We start from the raw sequence: 18,843 nt of genomic DNA on the forward strand, positions 1-18,843 counted from the left end.
ACCTCCTCCACCCCATATCGGCGCTATCGCACGACATTCCCACCAGAACACCGCGTGATCCTAAACTACTGGCTACTCACTACTGACTACTAGCTACTGACTCCTGAATTCTGGCTCCTGACTCCTGTATTTCCCCTCATTTCATCCCCCCACCGTGTCATTCACCACCCCAAACCTCCTCCCTGTCGTTGGCTTCCCCAAAAGGGGCATTGCCTGACGGCCGATTTCATCGTTGATTTACATAAGAAAAAAAACTCTCATGTCTATGAAAACGGCTTTAGTAAAAAAATCGAATTGGTCTTCCCGGGTACGCGGGCAAGCCCTGTATGCTGCGGCTATACTGGCGCTGATTCTGGTCGTCGTCCTTTTGTATTCGTGTAAGGACGACGAGGGCGGGGGCCCGGACCCCGACCCCACATCATCCAAAACATTTACGGTCGACGGCACGCGCCTCCTGGATCCTTGCGGCGACGCGGTGATCCTGAAAGGGCTGAACAAAATGAGCGTGTTTGACGAGAACGATCCGGAGGGCGCGGTGTATTTTCCAGAGATCGCCAAGACAGGCGCCAACAGTGTGCGCATCGTGTGGCAAAAGACGAACAGCGAAGGCAAGGCCACGAGCCTGACGACCCTGGAAGCGCTCATCAAAAATTGCATCAAGGAAAAAATGATCCCTATTGTAGAGATGCATGAAGCCACCTGCAATCTGAACGGACTGAACGACCTGGTCAATTTCTGGTCGAGCGCGCCGGTGGTTGCGCTGGTGCAAAAATATCAGCATGCTCTGTTGGTGAACATCGCGAACGAGGCAGGCGACTATTCGGTGACCGCACCCCAGTTTGAGACCGCCTATAAATCAGCCATCACAACATTGCGGACGGCCGGCATCAACACACCGTTAATCATCGATGCACCCGACTGCGGCAAGAACCTGGAGCTGATTGTGCCCATCGCCGCCGGGCTGGTGAGTCACGATCCGAAGCACAACATCCTGTTCTCGGCGCATCCCTATTGGTCGAAGGTAGACGGTGCCACCCCGCAATTCATTGCCGGTCAGCTCAACGCGGCTGCTTCGGCAGGTGTGCCGCTCATCCTGGGTGAAGTTTGTGCGTTTGGTGGTTATCCCGGCGACAATGTCCCCGAATACTACGGTTGCTCGGCCGAAGGCGCAGTGGATTATGCATCCATCCTCACCGAAGCTGCCAAGCACAACATCGGCTGGTTGTTGTGGGAATGGGGTCCCGGTAACGGCTATTATAATGTAGATCCCGTCGTGCTTTGTCCCACGATGGACATCTCGACCAATGGCACTTATGCATCGGTGCAGGCGATCACCCCCAACGACCCCAATGCCTGGGCCAAAGATGCGGTGATCACGGGTGCGTACAGCATCAAGAACACGGCCGTGAAAAGCACTTACATTCAAAACGGGTTCGTCTGCCAATAGGCCAACCGTAGTAAGTTTATTTTTTGATCCACTGTTAAGCGAAATGTAGTCTTCCGCCGGGGCCTTGTGCCCCGGGCCGGGGATCTATTTTGTGAAAAGAACGCCAAAGTTCTCTTCGTGGAAATCAATTGTCTGTACTACACTACTTCAAGACCCTCAAAAAAATGAAATCCTTCATAGCATCCTCCATGATCTTCATTGTGTCGGCTGTGTCACAGCAGTGCGCACATGAATATGAATTCAGCGACGAGCCGCCGCGCCACTCGATCACCCAGATCTCGCCGGCGTGCGGCCGGATGGGCGACACCCTTACCATCACCGGAAAAGATTTCAGTGACATCACTTCGAAGAATACGGTCCTCATCAATGGAAACCGGGCGGCCGTGTTGCTGGCCTCTTCCACCTACATCACGGCGATCGTGCCGGCACGTGCTGGTTCGGGCGCTGTGTCGGTGGTGATCGACAAGGCTAAGGCCACAGGTCCAAGCTTTACGTATCTGCCCACCGGGTTGGTGACCATCGCTTCGAACGATCTTCAGATGGATGGCCTGGCGGCCGATGCGCAAAAAAACATTTACGTCGTTCGGGCGCCCTTGAACAGCGTCTATAAGCGTTCTTCGACCGGTGTGCTCAGCTACGTCGCCGGTGGCGGAAGGGCCGGCAACACGCCCGGTTACTTTAATGGATCGGGCGGCTTTGCCTTGTTCAACTATCCCTCGGATGCGGCGGTGGACAGTAAAGGCAACGTATATATTTCTGATACGGGCAACAATTGCATCCGCATGATCGCGCCCGATGGATATGTGAGCCTGTATGCGGGTGTCGACAATTTTCAATACGGCCAACCCCAGCCCGGCTATCTCGATGGTCCGCGCAACGCCGCATTCTTCGACCGGCCCCGGGGCCTCTTCATCGACAAGCAGGACAATCTTTATGTCTGCGATGAAGGCAATGTACGGGTGCGCATGATCACGCCCGATGCGAATGATCAGGTTGGAAATGTAACCACCCTCGCCGGCACGGGCGAACACGGCGGCAAAGACGGTGCTGCCCTGCAAGCCACTTTTAGTTTTGTACGCGACCTGGTCGTGGACGACGATGGCAACATTTTTCTGACCGAAGCCTACGAACCTGCCCGGGTGAGAAAAATTTCCAACAGCGACAATATGGTAAGCACCCTCCTGGACGAAACCAAAGCGCGCTACGGCTGTTCCAGTGAACCGTATGTTCCCCTTTCCCTGGGAGGTATCGCGCTCGGCCCCGAGGGCAACCTGTATTGCAGCGCCTATGTTCGCGGCAGCGGAAGCTACCTGACCGACCGGACCAAGATCCTCACCATTGCCGCCGACAACACCATCAGCGCGTTGGCCGGTGGTGCCGATGCCAATGGACCGCGCGAAGGCATTGGTGAGAACGTCCATTTTCCCTTTACGGGCTATTTGATCATGCTGGACGGCGCCTTGTACACTGGCACCGACTACCAGTTGGTGCGCGTGGATGTGAATTGACGTAACGCCTGCCTCATGAAAACGCTGATAAAAAAATTCGCAATAGCCTCGTTGGTGGTGGTCGGCATGCTGGCGGCCCACCTCGCGGTCGATGCCCAGGACCTGGAGAACATCGCGCAGCAAAAGCCCGTGACCTTTTCGGGAAGTGCCAGTGCGCGCATGTTGTTCTATTCGGCCAAGGGCATTCAAGACCGGAGGAAACCTTTTTCATACGTACTCTCCGGCTCGCCCACGCTGACGTTGTATGGCGTGACCATCCCTTTCTATTTTGTGTACAGCGAACAAGAGCGCTCATTCCGCCAACCGTTCAACCAGTTCGGGTTGAGTCCGCGGTATAAATGGATCACGCTTCACGCCGGGTATCGCAACATTACCTATTCACCCTACACGTTGGCTGGTCATACCATTCTTGGTGCAGGTGTTGAGTTAACTCCAGGGATACTGCGCATCGGTTTTATGTATGGGCGGCTTAACCGCGCTACGGCGGTGGACACCACATCGGGAACGTATGATCCCTTCCAGTATACGCGGCGTGGTTATGCGGCGAAGATCGGGGTTGGGAAGGGAAACAACTTTATCGACTTCAGCATGATGAAAGCGAAAGACGACAGCACCAGTGTTCATTATTCTGAAAAGGTGACCTCGCGGGTGTCGCCGGCCGAAAATGTGGTGTTTGGTGTGAGCGGTGCCTTTTCGTACAAAGGCGTATTTGTAGAAGGCGATGCAGGTTTCAGTTACTACACCATCAACTTGGGTTCGCATATCAAGATCGATTCCATTCCGGATATTCTGAAAAATACATTGGGGAATTTCATCCACATCAATGGCTCCACGGAATTTTACAGCGCCTACAATTTCGCCGTTGGGTATCGCCGGAATGATCTCACCATCAAAGTTCAATACAAGCGCGTCGATCCCGATTTCAAATCCATGGGGTCTTATTTCTTTAACAACGACCTGGAGAACATCACCATCGCGCCCAGTTTCTCGGTGCTCAAGCGGAAGCTTCATTTCGCGGGCAGCCTGGGGTTGCAACGCGACAATCTTCAAAACCAGAAAGAATCGACCAGCAAGCGGGTGATCGGCTCGGCCAACCTTTCGGCCAACATTACCGACAACCTCGGCGTGGACTTTACCTACACCAACTTCTCGACAAAACAACAACCCGGAAGAGTGTTCGTGGCCGACACGTTGCTCATCACACAAACCACGGGGACCATCGGCATCACGCCGCGGTACATTATCCCGAAGGAGAACGTGACGCACACCTTCCTGCTTTCATGGAACCGCATGACCCTGCAGGACTTGAATGCGTCTCCGCGAATGAACAACGACCTGAGTTCGGTGAACATGTTTTTCAACTACCAGATCATGCTCGTCCCCAAAAACCTGACGCTCTATATCAACCTCAATTCGGCTCACCTCACCATGGCGAGAAATGAAACGGGGAACAAGGGCATCACGCTCGGGGGCAGCAAGAACCTGAAGGACAACAAACTTTCGGTGGGATTGTCGGTGGCCATTCTTCAATCTTTTTCCGGGGGACAAAAGAATTTGTTGCTGAACGACGGTCTTCAATGTTCCTACCGGCCCGGCAAACGACACACGTTTAGCACTAACATCAACTACATCGGCAACTTTCCCCACGAGCGCAGTAAAGAGAGCACACGTTTTAGCGAGTTCCGGGGTGAGGTTTCATACGCTGTAAATTTTTAAGAAAATGAATTCAAAATCTAAACAACCTTTTCATATGTCTATTCCTGTGAAGGTTCGTGCCCGCGCGGTCGTTTTGATCGTCGCCGTGCTCTGGCTGGTGGCTTTGGCCACGTATTGCCAGGCGCAAAATGATGTTACCGTTACCGTGATGGTAGCCCCGCCCTATTCAACCAAGATCGATGATTATGAAAAACATCCCGAGCGCATCATCATCACGTTGCAGTCACATCGTCAGTCGGCCGTGTCGCTGCAACTGCGCGGGTCGATCATCGGTGAAAATGGGATCGAGATCCATGCCGCGCGCCAGTACCGTTCGCCGCGGCCGATCGATCTTCCCGCGGGGATGACCTTGCAGCTGGATGCGATGGCGGTCCGCAGTTTGTTCGACATCGACAAGGTCGAGGTTCGCGGCACGTCGGTGGCGGCCTTGCGCGAAGGCAATGGTTTGCCCGAGGGCACCTATCGCATTTGCGCGCGAGCGTATGATTACAATCAACCGGAGGTCCCATTGTCGGTGGACGAGCCGATGGGTTGCAGCAATGCCTTCCGTATCACCAACCTGGAACCGCCCTACCTCATCAGGCCCTATGCCGATGAGGTGGTGCGTTCCGTTGCGCCGCAGAACGTGTTGTTCACCTGGAGCTTTCCGGCCGGTGCACCGCCGTCTACTCAGTTCAAGCTGAAGATCGTGGAGATTCTCACGCAAGGACGCAACATCAACGACGCCATGCAGTCGGCCACGACGCCGCCGTTTTTTGAACAGACGGTGACCGGCAATGCGTTTCTTTTCGGTCCCGCGCAACCTACGTTGATCGCCGGAAGAAAATATGCTTTCATGGTCACGGCGATCGATCCCTTCCGGAGCACGGTGTTCAGAAACGAGGGTCGAAGCGAAGTGAGTTCGTTCACTTTTGGTGAAGCGCCTGCCAACAAATTTCCGAACCTCGCAGCCTTCAAGGTGATGGACGCCATGGGCCCGTTGGTGTGTAGTTGCCAGGAAGCCGTGCCCGGCGGTGGTGTGGACAATTCCAAAGCGATTGTCGGCAGCAAAGTGACCGTCGGAAAATTCGAGATGACGGTGCTGGAAGCCACCGAACAAGCCGGCATGCTGAAGGGACGCGGCAAGATCAACTTCCCGATGATCAACAGCAAGCTCATCCCGATCCTGGTGGAGTTCGCCGACCTGCAGGTGAATGCTTCCAACCAGGCCATCAGCGGCACGGTGAAAGCAAAAGTGAAAAGCGATGTCGACTTTATCCCGGCCGTCCCTGCGCCAAACATCCAGTCGATCCCATTCACCTCCAGCGATGCGCAGAAGCTTGACGAATATTTCAAGGCCAACGTGAAGCAACTGGTTTCGAACATCAATGCCGCCATCGACAACGCGGGCTTTGAAATGCCTTTGGGGCTTGACAAGACCATCGGCGGCATCGGCACGGTGATCGCCATCACCGGTGCGACGTTTACACCGATGCAAGCTACCTTCGAGGCCGCTACGGTGGTGAACATTCCCGACGGCGCCACAAAAATTGCGTTGGGTGCAAAATCGGTTTGCATGGACAATGCCGGATTATGCGGCCAAGGCACACTCTATCTTTCGAGCGACTTCAACATTGCTCCTATCAATATGAAGCTCAAGGGCGTCGCTCCGATGCCCGTCAATCCCTTGGATTCCGGAACCTATGTGGTGTTCGATAAGGACGGATTCAAAAAACTTCGCATTCAAGCCGAGTATGCTTTCCCGGCCGGCATGCTGGTGAAAAAATCGGATATGGTGAGCCCGGTAAAAGCGACGCTCACGGCGAGTGCCATTACCTGGAGCAACTGGATGGCGAAAGTGGACATCGATCCATTCTACCTGGCCGGCAGCACCGATTTTGGTTTCAGCCTGGTGGGCAGTGGCACTTATGATCACTCATCCTCATCCAACCCGGTGGGTATGCCGGTCATCGCCGCCAAGCCGAACATTTCCACCCCCGACTGGAACGGGTTCTATCTTCCCAACCTGACGGTTGAACTCCCGGCGATCATTAAAAAAGCGTCGGGCGGGCCACCGATAACCACCGCCGTAAAAGACCTGATCATCGATACCCAAGGCCTGAGCGGCGCGGTGAACGCCACCAACGTGTTGGCTATTGGCGATGGTGACTTAGGCGGATGGTACTATTCGGTAGACAACATCGGTGTAAACTTTCTAAACAACTCCTTTGTATCGGGCGGCATGAACGGCAAGCTGGTGCTTCCCATCTCCGGCTCCAACGCTGGCAATCCAAAGGGTCAACTGGATTATACCTCCACCTTGAGCAAGCCCGCGGGTTCGCTGGAATTTCAGTTTGTGATCAAGCCGAAGAACGATCTCGAAGTGCCCATGTGGTATTCGCAGTTCACGCTGGCCAACACGTCGAACATTCTGGTGACCGCGGGTGGAGGAAAAGATTTTTATGCGGCCGCCACGCTCAACGGAAGTATGGACATCATTACCAACCTGTCGCCGCTACCCAATATCAATTTCAAGGCCATGGAATTTCAGGGGCTGAAGCTTCAGACGGTGGCGCCTTACCTCAGCATCGAAACGTTCAATGCCGGGTTGGCCAGTCCGAACAAGTCGCTTGGCGGTTTTGACATAGGCTTAGAGCAAATCAAGCCGGTCCTTTCCGGAACGAAAGCGGGTATCGGTTTCACGATGAACGTGGAGCTTTGCAACATCGCGTTGATGCCCAAGGCGTCGTTCAGCTTCGATTTACTGGGTAAGCTCGACTTCAACGGCAAGCGACCCGACTGGAAGTACGACAAAGTGGACCCCAAGGCGATCAGCCTCGAAGGAACGGTCGGTCCTGTCAACGTGAAAGGCGACGTTGCTTTCTTTGATGGCGACAAGGAGTTCGGCAGCGGCATTCGCGGCGGCTTGAAAGCCGTTATGTTCTCCGGTTTTGAAGCGGATGCGCAAGTGTTGTTTGGCAGCAAATCGTTCCACTATTGGTATGTCGATGCCCGGTTCAAGTTGCCGCCACCCGGTATAGCGGTGGGTGGACCAATTCCCATCAGCATCTTCGGTTTTGGAGGTGGGGTGTTTTACAACCTCAGTCAAAAGCCCGTGCTCAATCCAAAAGATTTTTACAGCGCAGGTCCGCCGCCACTTGCCAATACGTATGTACCCACGGCCGACCGCGCGGGTTTCAAAGCCACCATCATCATGGGCGTGAGTGATGGCTCTTCTTTCCAGGCGTCGGGCACGTTCGAGGCCATTGTGAACACCAGCACCATGGCCCCTGTGTCGATGAGCATCGACATCGATGCCGCCATGATCTGTCCTTTGATGCAAACGGATAAGGCGTTTGTAAAAGGCAGAGGCTTGATCCGCTACGATTTTGCCAATGATATATTCGACGCGATGGTGGGTGTGAACGTGAACCTGGTCGATGTCATCGACGGTCATGGATTTGTCCACCTCAACATCGACGCCCGCAAAAGTCAATGGTTCTTCAAAGTGGGCGAGCCTTCGGACCGGATACGACTCAGCCTGGTGAAGTTCCTGAACTACGACGGCTATCTGATGATGGGCAACCACGACATCCCTGGCGTGCCACCTCCACCCCAACAAGTGCTTGATCAAATCAAAGGCTATAGCGGAAACCGCACGGGCGATATGGGTATGGGCGAAGGCCTTGCCTTTGGTGCCAGCATGAGTTACGGACCGGCAGACTTGCGCTTCCTGATCTTCTATATGCGGCTTGGCGCGGGCATCGGTTTCGATATCGCGTTGAGAAAGTTGAGTGAAGGTTGTGATGCGGCAAAAGAGCCGGGCATCAATGGCTGGTATGCCAACGGTCAACTGTACATGTGGGCCGAGTTCGCGTTCGGCCTCTTTGTGGACGAATGGTTCTTTACCGGCAATGTTGCCGTCGCCGAAGTGAAGGCTGCGGCGCTCATGACGATGGGTATCCCGAACCCTACGTGGTTCGACGGATGGCTTCATGGCGAATACAACGTGTTGGGTGGACTGATATCGGGTCATATGAACTTCCACGTAGAGGTGGGTAGTCGTTGTGTGCCGGAGTACAGTCCGTTTGGTGGCATACCGATCATCAGCCAGATAAGTCCCGTCGGAAACAAAATCTCGGTGCTGGCCGATCCGCAGACCGCCTTCAATTATCCCGTAGAAACCGAGTTCGTCATTCCCATGCTCAACGACAAAGGTGTGCAAGTGAACCGAACGTTCCGGATAGATCTGCAGCAATTTGATGTGATCAAGAAGAGCACGGGTGAAGTTTTTTGCAGCAAGGATATCAACCGCACGTTCCGGCTTTCGGATGGCGCCAGACTGGCTACGATCTATACGCAGGCAGCGTTCGACGAGCTCACCTCCTACACCATCAAAGTAAAGCTGCAAGCCTTTGAGATCATCGGCTCCACCAAAAAACCTTGCACGTTCAAAGGCAACCTGGTGATTGAAGAGCGAACCATCGACTTCACCACCGATAAATGTCCGGAAGATCTCAACGGGGCCGTGTTGGCCAGCTATCCGATCAACCGGCAGCGCTATCTCTTGCAAAAGGAATCCACCTCCGGATATATTGAGCTCACCAAACCCGTGGGTTGCCTGATGAGCAATCCAAACTACGTCTTGTTGGCATCTTTCACGTCGTACAAAGGCGGTGTCCAGACCGGAACGTTGGAAGTGCCGGTGGCGTCTTTGGGTTCCTATGGTTTGTCATTTTCCATTCCCACCTTACCCAACGATCAGTTGATCGAGTTCAAGTTGATAAAACGGGTCAAGGCTCCCTCCGTGTTGGCAGCCGCGGGCGCGGGCGGTGCCGGTATTCAAAAGCTTGATGGCATGAAGGGCACGACGCTGATGAGTGGCAACTTCACCCACGAAACGCAAAACAAGTACCTGGGCAGTTACAATTTTATGGACGTCCACAGCAGTGCGCTAACGGGTGTGCAGCTTTCCATGAAGAAGGTACCGGATGTGACGATCTATAAATATTATTTTAAAACCAGCAAGTACAACACGCTGGCCGAAAAGCTGTCGCACTCTGAAGTGTCGTCGACAGCGCGCAAGGATGCCTTTGGGATCCTGGAATTGTATGCCGCCGAATATGGCATGAGCGAAGGTTTCGATGTGTTCGACATGCGTGGCTTCACCTACATTTTTGCCGGCACTGAAACCGACAACTATTACAAGATCGGTCCGCTCGTGGTGGTGTCGGAAGCCAAGCCGCGCAACCGGTGGTCGGAAGAACACACGCGTCACGCCTTCTATGAACCCTGGGCCAAAGTTTACTACGGTGGCTACACGGAAGAATTGGGTCCGCGCTATATCCGCTCTTTCGGCACGCCGTTCGAGGAGATCGCCTTCTTTGAACCTGCGTCGCGCCCGATCGACTTCTCCGTCGGGTCTGTCGATCCCGCGCTGACCAATGCGGAGATCCATGAGCAAGTCGTCTCGCAATACATTAAGACCTATGCCAACGAGGCGGCCAGCACGTCGGTGGTTACTAAAATGATCATGTTAAAATAACAAACGCTATGAAAACCTTTCAAATCATTCTCTCTGTCGCCATGGCCCTGGTTGCCCTACCTGCCCTGGCTCAACTGAAACTCAGCGCAGGCGTTGGTACAAAACCGATGGTGATGCAATCCGCGGCAGCGCTCGTGAACAAAAGCTATGAAGGTGAGTCGTCGGTGATCTATGAAAAAAGCTCATCGTCACTGGGCAGGCCCATTGTCGACTTGATGCGGCGATACGACAAGACGATCACCATCAGCTACCAGATCGCCTCGGTGAACGCGCTCGAATGGATCAACGTTCGCAGCCGTGCCGCCGACATTATCGACAATCATTTCTGGGACGTGCTTTTGGCCGGGCTCTATCCGTCGCTATCGTCATTGGCGAACGACGAATTTGTTCCGCTCTCCACGTATGCGCCCCTCACGCTGAAATTGAATTTCAACTACATCGGCAAGACGCGTCCGTATTATCACGACCCGGAAGATTTCGCACAGCCCAACACGGGCGCCCCCATTCACACGAAAACCATGTTGATAAAAAAATAAGATCATGAGAACGATTGCCATCCTCCTCATCCTGCTGGCTGCCCAGCACCTTGCAAACGCTCAAAAGCCGGCGACGCCTCAAAAGCAGAAGGCCATCGATTCGGTACGCTATGAACGATCGGTTCACATGATGGGCAAATATTACGGCGACTCCGTCGTGTTGCGTTGGGCTCCCTCCGATCCCTTGCTGTGGAGAGCGTATAACGACGCCGGGTACGTGATCGAACGCATGGAGATCACCCCAAAAATGACGACCCGGCCCGTGCGTGAAAAATTGAATGCTGCACCGATCAAACCGTGGACGCTCGCCGAATGGAAAGCGCGGGCGCGTCACTCCGACACCACGGCCGCCGTGGCCGCGACGTTGCTCTACGGCAAGTCGAACATTCCCACCTTTAAGCCGGACAAACGCGGCAAGACAAACGACGTGGATCTCGGTGCGGCGTTCAATCAAAAATATGACCAGGAGAACCGGTTTTCCATGGCGCTGCTGATCGCCGACAACAACGCTTTTGTGGCGCAGGGACTGGGTCTTCGTTTTGTGGATAAGACCGCGCAGAGGGGGAAGACTTACCTGTATTCCGTGCACGCCCTCACGAACCCCAGCGTGGTGAAGTCCGATTCGGCCGCGGTGCTGATCAACACAAACCAGTCGCAGACGATGGCGCCGATGCCGGAGATCCGCTACAAAGAGGAAGACCGCAAGGTGACTTTTCATTGGAGCCGGACGTTTTCCAATGCTTACTTCTCTGCGTATTATATCGAGCGCTCCGACGATGGTGGCAGGACCTATAAACGGAGAAACAACAAACCGTTCGTGCAACCCATGTCGGGCCGGGGCCAGGCGAACGACCAGATCGTCTTTACGGATTCTCTTCAACAGAACTATAAAAAATACTTCTATCGCATCACCGGCATCACGCCCTTTGGCGACCTGGGGCAGCCCTCGCCTGCGATGCCCGTGATGGGTGTCGACAAAACCGCGCCGGCGCCTCCGCTGCAAGTAGTGGCCCAACACCTGGGCAAACGAAAAGTGAAGCTCACCTGGCAAAAGTCCACGCGTGAACCCGACTTCACCGGGTATATGATCGGCCGCGGCGAATCCATGAACGGACCGTTTGCGCCGCTCACGATGAAGCCGCTGGGTAAAGAGAGCGTTACCTACACCGACACCACGGCCGTGCCCTGGGGCACAAACTACTACGTGGTGTCGGCCATCGATACGGCCCGCAACGCCGGCATTTCTATTCCCGCCTATGTGACCATGATCGACACCATCGCGCCACTAAAACCGGCCGGCCTTTTGGGAAGGATCGACACCACCGGCATTGTTCACGTGAAGTGGACCCTCGGCAAAGAACGCGACCTGATGGGTTATCTCGTCTACAAAGCCAACGCGAAGGATCACACGTTTATTCCGATCACACGAAACTTCATCGCCGACTCCACGTTCACCGACAGCCTGGCGTTGAATACGCTGACGGAAAAAATATATTATCGCATCGTGGCCTTCGACAAGAACCGGAACCCCAGCCCCTACTCCGACATCCTGGAGTTGAAGAAACCCGATAAGGTGCGGCCCGTGGCGCCGGTGTTCCTCAACTTTGTGGTTTCCGATACGACCGTGAGACTCACGTGGGCACCCAGCAACAGCGCCGACGCCAAAGGGCAGACACTCTACAAACGCGAACTCGGTGGTGTATGGACCGAAGTGGCCCGCCTCGCCAAGGACTCCACGCGGTTCACCGACACCAAAGTAAAAAAACAGACCTGGTATGAATACAGCCTCATCGCCAGTGACGACGATGGAAACTTCTCCGAACGTTCATTCCCGTTGAAAGTGCGCGTATACGATTCGGGCGTGCGGCAAAAGATCGAAGGCTTTGTGGCAAAGGTGGGCACTGACAAAAAATCGGTGGGCCTGAGCTGGCGGTATCCGGCGAAGGGCGACTATTACTTCCTGGTCTACCGGTCGTTCAACGGCGGCGGGCTGGAAATGTATCAGCAGGTGGCCGGCGACAAGTATGCATTTGCCGATACACAGGTGCTGAAAGGAACGTATGAGTATGCCGTCAAAGCGATCTATAAAGACGGCGGCCAGTCGCTGATCACAAAAAACATGAAAGTGGAAATAAAATGACGGGCTGGGTTCTCTCGCGTCAACCTAAATTGCTCCCAGCCGGGGAGTATTTCTAGGACCAGAGGGGGAGGAGTTCTATCTTTGATAGAGTCCTCCAAACCCCTCTGATGAATGACACGGACTGCTTTGTCATGCTTGTTCGTATGGATCGCTGCGCTAGGGGTATTTCCCTGCCGGGCGCAGCTGCCCGCCTTCCGGTTTGAAACCCTCAACTCGCGCGACGGATTGCCGAGCAACACCGTGTTGTCGGCGACGCGCGACCGCTCCGGGTTCATGTGGTTTGGCACCCGCTTGTGTCCCGTGCGCTATGACGGCACGACGTTCAAAAGCTTTTTAACACCCGAAACAAAATTTGTTTCCAACATCGCCAGCGACGACGCCAACACCCTGTGGCTGGCATCGGACCTCAACGGCGTTTGCCGGATCGACTCGCTGCGAAAAACGATGAAGCCGGTGCCCCACATGCCCGACAAACAGACGGGCGACTTTTTTATTGATTCGAAAGGTTTAGGATGGTTCAGCGACCGCCGGGGCGTGAACCGCATCGACCTGAAGACCGGGAAGGTGAAACACTATGATTTTAAACAAACCACCTTTGTGTGGATCAAAGCGTCGTTCGTGGAAGATGCCGACCATACCCTCTGGGCTATTGGCCGCGACAACGGGCTGTTTCGCTACGACGCGCAAAAAGACAGCATGGTCTGCGTGTGGGGCGTGGATTGCAAAGACCCCTCGAACCGCGAACAACTGCTGCTGAACACCGCCTATGCCGACCGCGACGGCTTCTTGTGGATCGGATCCTATGACCACGGCCTGATCCAATACAACACCCGCACCGGGACCCGCCAGATGTTTGCTACCGGGCAACGCAAGAACGAAGTGCGTTGCGTCGAAGAAGGAACCGATGAATTCGGGAACCGTGTCCTTTGGATCGGCAACGAACAAACTGTGGGCATCTTCCGGCCCGGGCAAAAGAAATTCTACTTCTTTTCCGGCATCATGGACGAGCCCTTTGAAGTGAACGACATCTATCGCGACACCCAAAACGACATTGTATGGATCTGCACCTCGCGGGGCATCGTGAAGTATCACCCGCGCAGCAATCTTTTCCAGGGCCACACGCTCCCCAAAGACCTCGTGCATTGGCCGGTGGATGTGAACGTGATCCTGGCCGACCAGCGCAAAGGATATGAAAATGTTTTTTATCTCGGCTTGTCGCACACGGGGGTGTTGCGCTGGGACATGGCCTCGGGTACTTATGCGCTGATCGCCTTCCCCCGCGAAGCCACGGCCGAAACGCGGTGGATGGCGCAACGCGCAGACGGCACGCTCTGGATTGGGACGGACCGCCTCGACTACACACGACCCGGCATCCTGGTATACCATCTCGAAAAAGAAAAATTTGTTACGCCGCCGCTCAGCGTGCTGGCCAACACCTATTTCTCCGTGCCGTTCTTTATGTACGGCTTCTTCGATCCGCACGACCATCTCTGGCTGGGCAACTCCGACGAGGGCCTTCACATCCTGGATGAAAAGACTCAAAAAGATGTGACACCGTGGAGCGACGCCACCCAGCGCGACCTTTTGAAAAACAACAACCTGCTCATGAGCATCGTCAGCAACCCGCAGGGAAAAATATGGCTGGGCACGTATGGAGGTTTGTTTCAAACCACCGAAAATTCAAATCAGTTTGCCGCGCTGGACGCGAATGTATTGCCGGATTCTATTCCCGATCACGCCGTGAATTCCATCCTGGAAGACCGTGCGGGTAACCTGTGGGTGGCGCGCTGGGGCAGCCTCACGCAACTGGATGCCGCGGGCAAGATCGCCGCGATCTACACCACCGCCAACGGCTTTTACGATCGCGAAAACCGGGGCCTGGCCGAAGACCGGTCCGGGCACATCTGGATGGGCAACTACGAAGGACTGTACTGCATCTTCCCCGCGTTGAAACGCACCTTGCGGTTCACGGTGAACGATGGCCTGTTCAGCAACAACAGCGCCGGGCGGCTGTTTACCAGCGCGGACAAAAATCTGCTCTTTGTCGGCCAGACCAATGGATTCAACTTCCTCGACGTGCGCCAGCTGCTGGAGCCCATCCACCCGCCGCCGCTGGCGATCAGCAGTTTCAAGATCCATGAAAAAGAGCAGTACATTAATTTTAGCGCGCCCATCACGCTGGCCCGCGAGGACAATTCTTTTACTGTCGACTTTGTGGCGCTCAACTTTCGCAAGCAACACGACAACCAATACGCTTATTCCCTCGAGGGATTTGAAAAGGAATGGAACTACACCAATGCCAACCACCAGGCGTATTACACCAACCTGAACCCGGGAAGCTACACCCTTCACCTCAAGGCAGGCGACGCGTTTGGCAACTGGAGTCCGCACGAGGTGAAGCTTCAGCTCACGGTGTTGCCGGCATTTTATGAAACGTGGTGGTTCCGGACGCTGGTGGTGCTGACCATTGCCGCCATCTTGTATGCCTTGTATCGCTATCGCATCAACCAGTTGCTGCGCCTGCAATACATCCGCAACCGGATCTCGGCCGACCTGCACGACGAGCTCGGTTCGTCGCTGAGCAGCATCAGCATCATGGGCGCGCTGGCCCAGAACAAACTGGGTGGCGAGCATCCTTCCAAACCCTTCCTGGAGCGCATGGTGGACGAGGTGCAACACATCAGCGGTTCGCTGGACGACATTGTGTGGAACATCAGCCCCAAGAACGATGCGCTGGCCAGCCTCATCGCCCGCATGACGCGCTACTCGTCCGAACTCTTTGAGGCCAAGCAGATCAACTACCAATTCACCATCCCTGAATATATTGAACAGCTCAGCCTGACCATGGAGCAGCGGCGCAACGTTTATCTCGTGTTCAAGGAGTCGGTGAACAACCTGGTGAAATATTCGCAGTGCACCCATGCCACGGTTTCGATCTCGATCGAACACAAAACCCTGTTGCTCGCCATCGAGGACAACGGCCAGGGTTTCGACCCCAAGGCGCGCCCCGACCGGAACGGCATCTACAACCTCCAGGAACGGGCCGCCGAGTTGCGGGGAACCATCGAGATCCATTCGGAACCCGGGAAAGGCACGCGCATCGTATTGCGCTTCCCCCTGAAACAGCATGACCCAAAAGGGGTATTGAAAATGAACGGCCAGTAGCTTCCTTTGTATTATGATAGCGGTATCGATCTATGAGGACAACGAAAAACTCAGGGACGTCCTGGAGATGCTCATCAGCACCACCGACGGTTTCAAGGTGTTGGGGACCTATGGCGATTGTCAAAATGTTCGCGCCGAAATAAAGGCCGAGCGCCCCGATGTGGTCATCATGGATATCGACATGCCCGGGTGCAGCGGCATCGAAGGTGTGAAGCTGATCAAAGAGATCGATGTCACCGTGAAGGTGATCATGCACACCGTCTTTGACGACGACGACAAACTCTTCGCCTGCCTCAGCAACGGCGCCGATGGCTACCTGTTGAAGCGCGACACCTATGTTCAACTCATGTTCGCCATCCGCGATGTCATGGAAGGTGGCGCACCCATGTCGCCGGGCATTGCACGAAAGGTGCTGACGGTGTTTCATAAACCAAAAGAAACCGGCGAACAATATCACATCACACCCCGCGAGCAACAAGTGCTTCAACTTTTGTCGCGTGGGTTTTCGTATCGCATGATCGGGCTGGAGTTTTCCATTTCGCCCGAGACGGTGAAACGCCATTTAAAAAATATCTATCAGAAGTTGCATGTTCAGTGCGGGCCGGAGGCAGTGGCGAAAGCGATACGGGAGAAGATCATCTAGTGTTTTTGAGCTGCGCTGATCGTGTGCTATCGCGGCGGGTTGATGGGTCGTGCGAGAGAGGTCAGGGCTAAAGCCCGTCTGAATGAGGGGTCTTTATCCCTGGCCTAAAGGCCAGGGTTATTCAGTTCCGAACCGTTCTTCTAATACTTAACGTGTACATAGGTGTACTTGGGAAACGATTGAACCCTTCAGCTTAAATGCTAACTCACAAAAAGAATAACCCTGGCCTTTAGGCCAGGGTTAAAGGTAACTCCTCGCCGTGGGATTTAGCGCTGACCACACACAAGGCTATGTCGCGTCAAAGGCCGGCTAGGTGAGACTAGGTCGCGCCACAAAAAACAGAGACTGCCCTTCCGGGACAGCCTCGTTATCTTGAATCAAGTTTTCCAGCGTCGTCAATTCGCTCCCGACACAATCGCATCCACCGCATCGCTGTGCGCGATCTGTCCGGTAGATCGATCGAACAAGCCCGTACTATTATCGCCTGTACCGCCGGCGTCCCAGTAGAAGGGCACCATGCCGTTGGCCTTGGCGGTCTTCGTCACATAGTTGAGATAGTGGTTGCGGGCTTTGATGTGGTCGGCCAATCCGTTGGGAAGACCCGAGCGTAAAATGGCAGCATACTCGCCGAGGATGACGGGGATGCCGTTGTTGACAAATTTGGTTTTCACAATACCAAAGGCCTCGTCTACCCAGGCTTCTTGTCCCCAGGTCGACGTGTTGGCGTTGCCGGCATAGTCGGCGCCCCACAGATATTTTGAACTGCTGGCATCGAGTGCAAAATCATAGGGATCGTAGAAATGCACTTCGGCCATCAAGCGGTTGCTTGTGCCCGCAGCATCCGTGGGCATCGTCATGTAGTCTCTGGCAAACGTGATGTTTGTGTTATAGGCCTGCACGACCAGGTTGCGCCACGCATTTTTTCCGCCTGTCGAACGCACGGCATCGACGAACGTCTGATTGAAAGATTGTTGTACGGTGATGTTCTCCGTCGTGGGTGTGCTATAGTTGGCATGCACCTCGTTGGTTCCCGCGAAAAGCAAATGTTCGTCGTAGTCACGGAAGTACACCGAGATCTGTTCCCACAATGCTTTTTGCTTTTTGTTCACTTCCGTTTGATTGGCGTACAGCGGATGTTCTTCCAGCCAGCCGCCATCCCAGTGGATGTTGATGATCACGTACATGTCGTTGTCGACACAATAGTCGATCACCTCTTTCACGCGGGCCAGCCAGGCATCTTTGATGCGATAGGTGGTGACATCCTCGATGTAGCCACTCCAGGCGCAGGGAAGGCGCACGGCATTGAACCCCGCCGCTTTCACACCGTCGATCAGCGTCTTCGTGGTTTTGGGATTTCCCCACATCGTTTCGCTTGCCGTGTATACGCCATTGGTCACGCCGGTGCATTCCAGGGTATTGCCAAGGTTCCACCCCACTTTCATTTTTTGTGCGAGTGTCATGGCGTCACTGGCCATGCCGGCGTTGTCGGCGTCGATCGTCAAGGGCTGTCCGGCTTGTGTGACGGTGACCACTTGTGTCAGGCTATTGAGAGAAAACGTGACCGTAGCCACGCGACTGAGCAGCGCTGCGTTGGCCGCCACGTCAAACTTTGGATTTTCCAGTGTGCTGCCCGCCGCCGTGGTGATCCAATCTTCATCGATGGCGATCGCATACGTGCCCGAGCTCTGAACGGGAATGGTAATTTGCTGACCACCGACCGCCACGGACACTTCCTGCTGGGTCACGGTGAGCAAGCCCGCTGCATTCTGTGTGATGGTGATCTGTTTCGACAGTCCACCTGCCGTTACCGTGATGGCAGCGCTTCGCTCCGACGCGGTTTCATTTTTTGCGGCGGTGGCATCAATTTTAATCGTACCGGCCTGCCCGCTGGTGGGCGTGACTGTGCACCATGCCGCAGCGCTGGAGAGCGTCCAGTCGGTGTTGGCCTTGATGTGAAACGATTTCGTTTCGCCGTCTTTGGAAAGCTCCAACTGGTCGGTGGAGATCACCAGTTCGGCAGCAGGGTCAGGATCGCTGGATGCACAAGACAACACCAGTGCCAGCAGGCACACCATAAACATCCAGGCAGCGTGAATCTTTTTCATAGTCAGTAAATAAAAGCAGGGAGCAGTTTTACACTCCTCCCTGCGAATGAAATTTAAAT

At 54.7% G+C, this 18,843-nt stretch carries 9 protein-coding genes; 8 read left to right on the plus strand and 1 reads right to left on the minus strand.

Going from position 1 to position 18,843, the window contains the following annotated elements; genetic code table 11:
* Positions 1-265: 265 nt before the first annotated feature.
* From BUB30_RS14795 to BUB30_RS14830, 8 genes are all read left to right on the plus strand, one after another.
* Complete coding sequence (locus tag BUB30_RS14795) at positions 266-1,447, plus strand: cellulase family glycosylhydrolase (protein ID WP_073135470.1); 1,182 nt, start codon at positions 266-268, stop codon at positions 1,445-1,447.
* 164 nt (positions 1,448-1,611) lie between these two features.
* Positions 1,612-2,955 (plus strand): IPT/TIG domain-containing protein, encoded by a 1,344-nt coding sequence (locus BUB30_RS14800; RefSeq protein ID WP_084138136.1) that lies wholly within the window; start codon positions 1,612-1,614, stop codon positions 2,953-2,955.
* 15 nt (positions 2,956-2,970) lie between these two features.
* A complete protein-coding gene (locus tag BUB30_RS14805) occupies positions 2,971-4,671 on the plus strand; it encodes a hypothetical protein (RefSeq protein WP_084138137.1) in 1,701 nt (566 codons plus the stop codon).
* A gap of 34 nt (positions 4,672-4,705) precedes the next feature.
* Complete coding sequence (locus BUB30_RS14810; protein WP_073135474.1) at positions 4,706-10,195, plus strand: hypothetical protein; 5,490 nt, start codon at positions 4,706-4,708, stop codon at positions 10,193-10,195.
* Between the two features lie 8 nt (positions 10,196-10,203).
* Positions 10,204-10,731 carry a hypothetical protein gene (locus BUB30_RS14815; protein ID WP_143164936.1) on the plus strand — a complete coding sequence of 176 codons (528 nt, stop codon included), beginning with the start codon at positions 10,204-10,206 and terminating at the stop codon, positions 10,729-10,731.
* Between the two features lie 4 nt (positions 10,732-10,735).
* Positions 10,736-12,871, plus strand: coding sequence for a fibronectin type III domain-containing protein (locus BUB30_RS14820; protein ID WP_073135478.1), 2,136 nt, complete (start codon positions 10,736-10,738; stop codon positions 12,869-12,871).
* A gap of 111 nt (positions 12,872-12,982) precedes the next feature.
* Positions 12,983-16,036: a ligand-binding sensor domain-containing protein gene (locus tag BUB30_RS14825; protein ID WP_084138138.1), complete on the plus strand. Its 3,054-nt coding sequence runs from the start codon at positions 12,983-12,985 to the stop codon at positions 16,034-16,036.
* A gap of 13 nt (positions 16,037-16,049) precedes the next feature.
* The gene (locus BUB30_RS14830) at positions 16,050-16,679 is read left to right on the plus strand and encodes a response regulator (RefSeq protein ID WP_073135482.1); all 630 of its coding nucleotides are present in this window, start codon (positions 16,050-16,052) and stop codon (positions 16,677-16,679) included.
* Positions 16,680-17,074: 395 nt separating this feature from the next.
* Here BUB30_RS14830 and BUB30_RS14835 read toward each other — a convergent pair whose 3' ends face one another.
* Positions 17,075-18,784 (minus strand): cellulase family glycosylhydrolase, encoded by a 1,710-nt coding sequence (locus BUB30_RS14835; protein ID WP_073135484.1) that lies wholly within the window; start codon positions 18,782-18,784, stop codon positions 17,075-17,077.
* Between the last annotated feature and the right edge of the window lie 59 nt (positions 18,785-18,843).

The organism is Chryseolinea serpens, assembly GCF_900129725.1.
In the GTDB taxonomy this organism is placed as follows: domain Bacteria; phylum Bacteroidota; class Bacteroidia; order Cytophagales; family Cyclobacteriaceae; genus Chryseolinea; species Chryseolinea serpens.

What these genes read in the sequence shown, in the direction of transcription:
- BUB30_RS14795 (WP_073135470.1), top strand. Translation starts at nt 266, where the DNA reads ATGAAAACGGCTTTAGTAAAAAAATCGAATTGGTCTTCCCGGGTACGC.
- BUB30_RS14800 (WP_084138136.1), top strand. Translation starts at nt 1,612, where the DNA reads ATGAAATCCTTCATAGCATCCTCCATGATCTTCATTGTGTCGGCTGTG.
- BUB30_RS14805 (WP_084138137.1), top strand. Translation starts at nt 2,971, where the DNA reads ATGAAAACGCTGATAAAAAAATTCGCAATAGCCTCGTTGGTGGTGGTC.
- BUB30_RS14810 (WP_073135474.1), top strand. Translation starts at nt 4,706, where the DNA reads ATGTCTATTCCTGTGAAGGTTCGTGCCCGCGCGGTCGTTTTGATCGTC.
- BUB30_RS14815 (WP_143164936.1), top strand. Translation starts at nt 10,204, where the DNA reads ATGAAAACCTTTCAAATCATTCTCTCTGTCGCCATGGCCCTGGTTGCC.
- BUB30_RS14820 (WP_073135478.1), top strand. Translation starts at nt 10,736, where the DNA reads ATGAGAACGATTGCCATCCTCCTCATCCTGCTGGCTGCCCAGCACCTT.
- BUB30_RS14825 (WP_084138138.1), top strand. Translation starts at nt 12,983, where the DNA reads ATGACACGGACTGCTTTGTCATGCTTGTTCGTATGGATCGCTGCGCTA.
- BUB30_RS14830 (WP_073135482.1), top strand. Translation starts at nt 16,050, where the DNA reads ATGATAGCGGTATCGATCTATGAGGACAACGAAAAACTCAGGGACGTC.
- BUB30_RS14835 (WP_073135484.1), bottom strand. Translation starts at nt 18,784, where the DNA reads ATGAAAAAGATTCACGCTGCCTGGATGTTTATGGTGTGCCTGCTGGCA.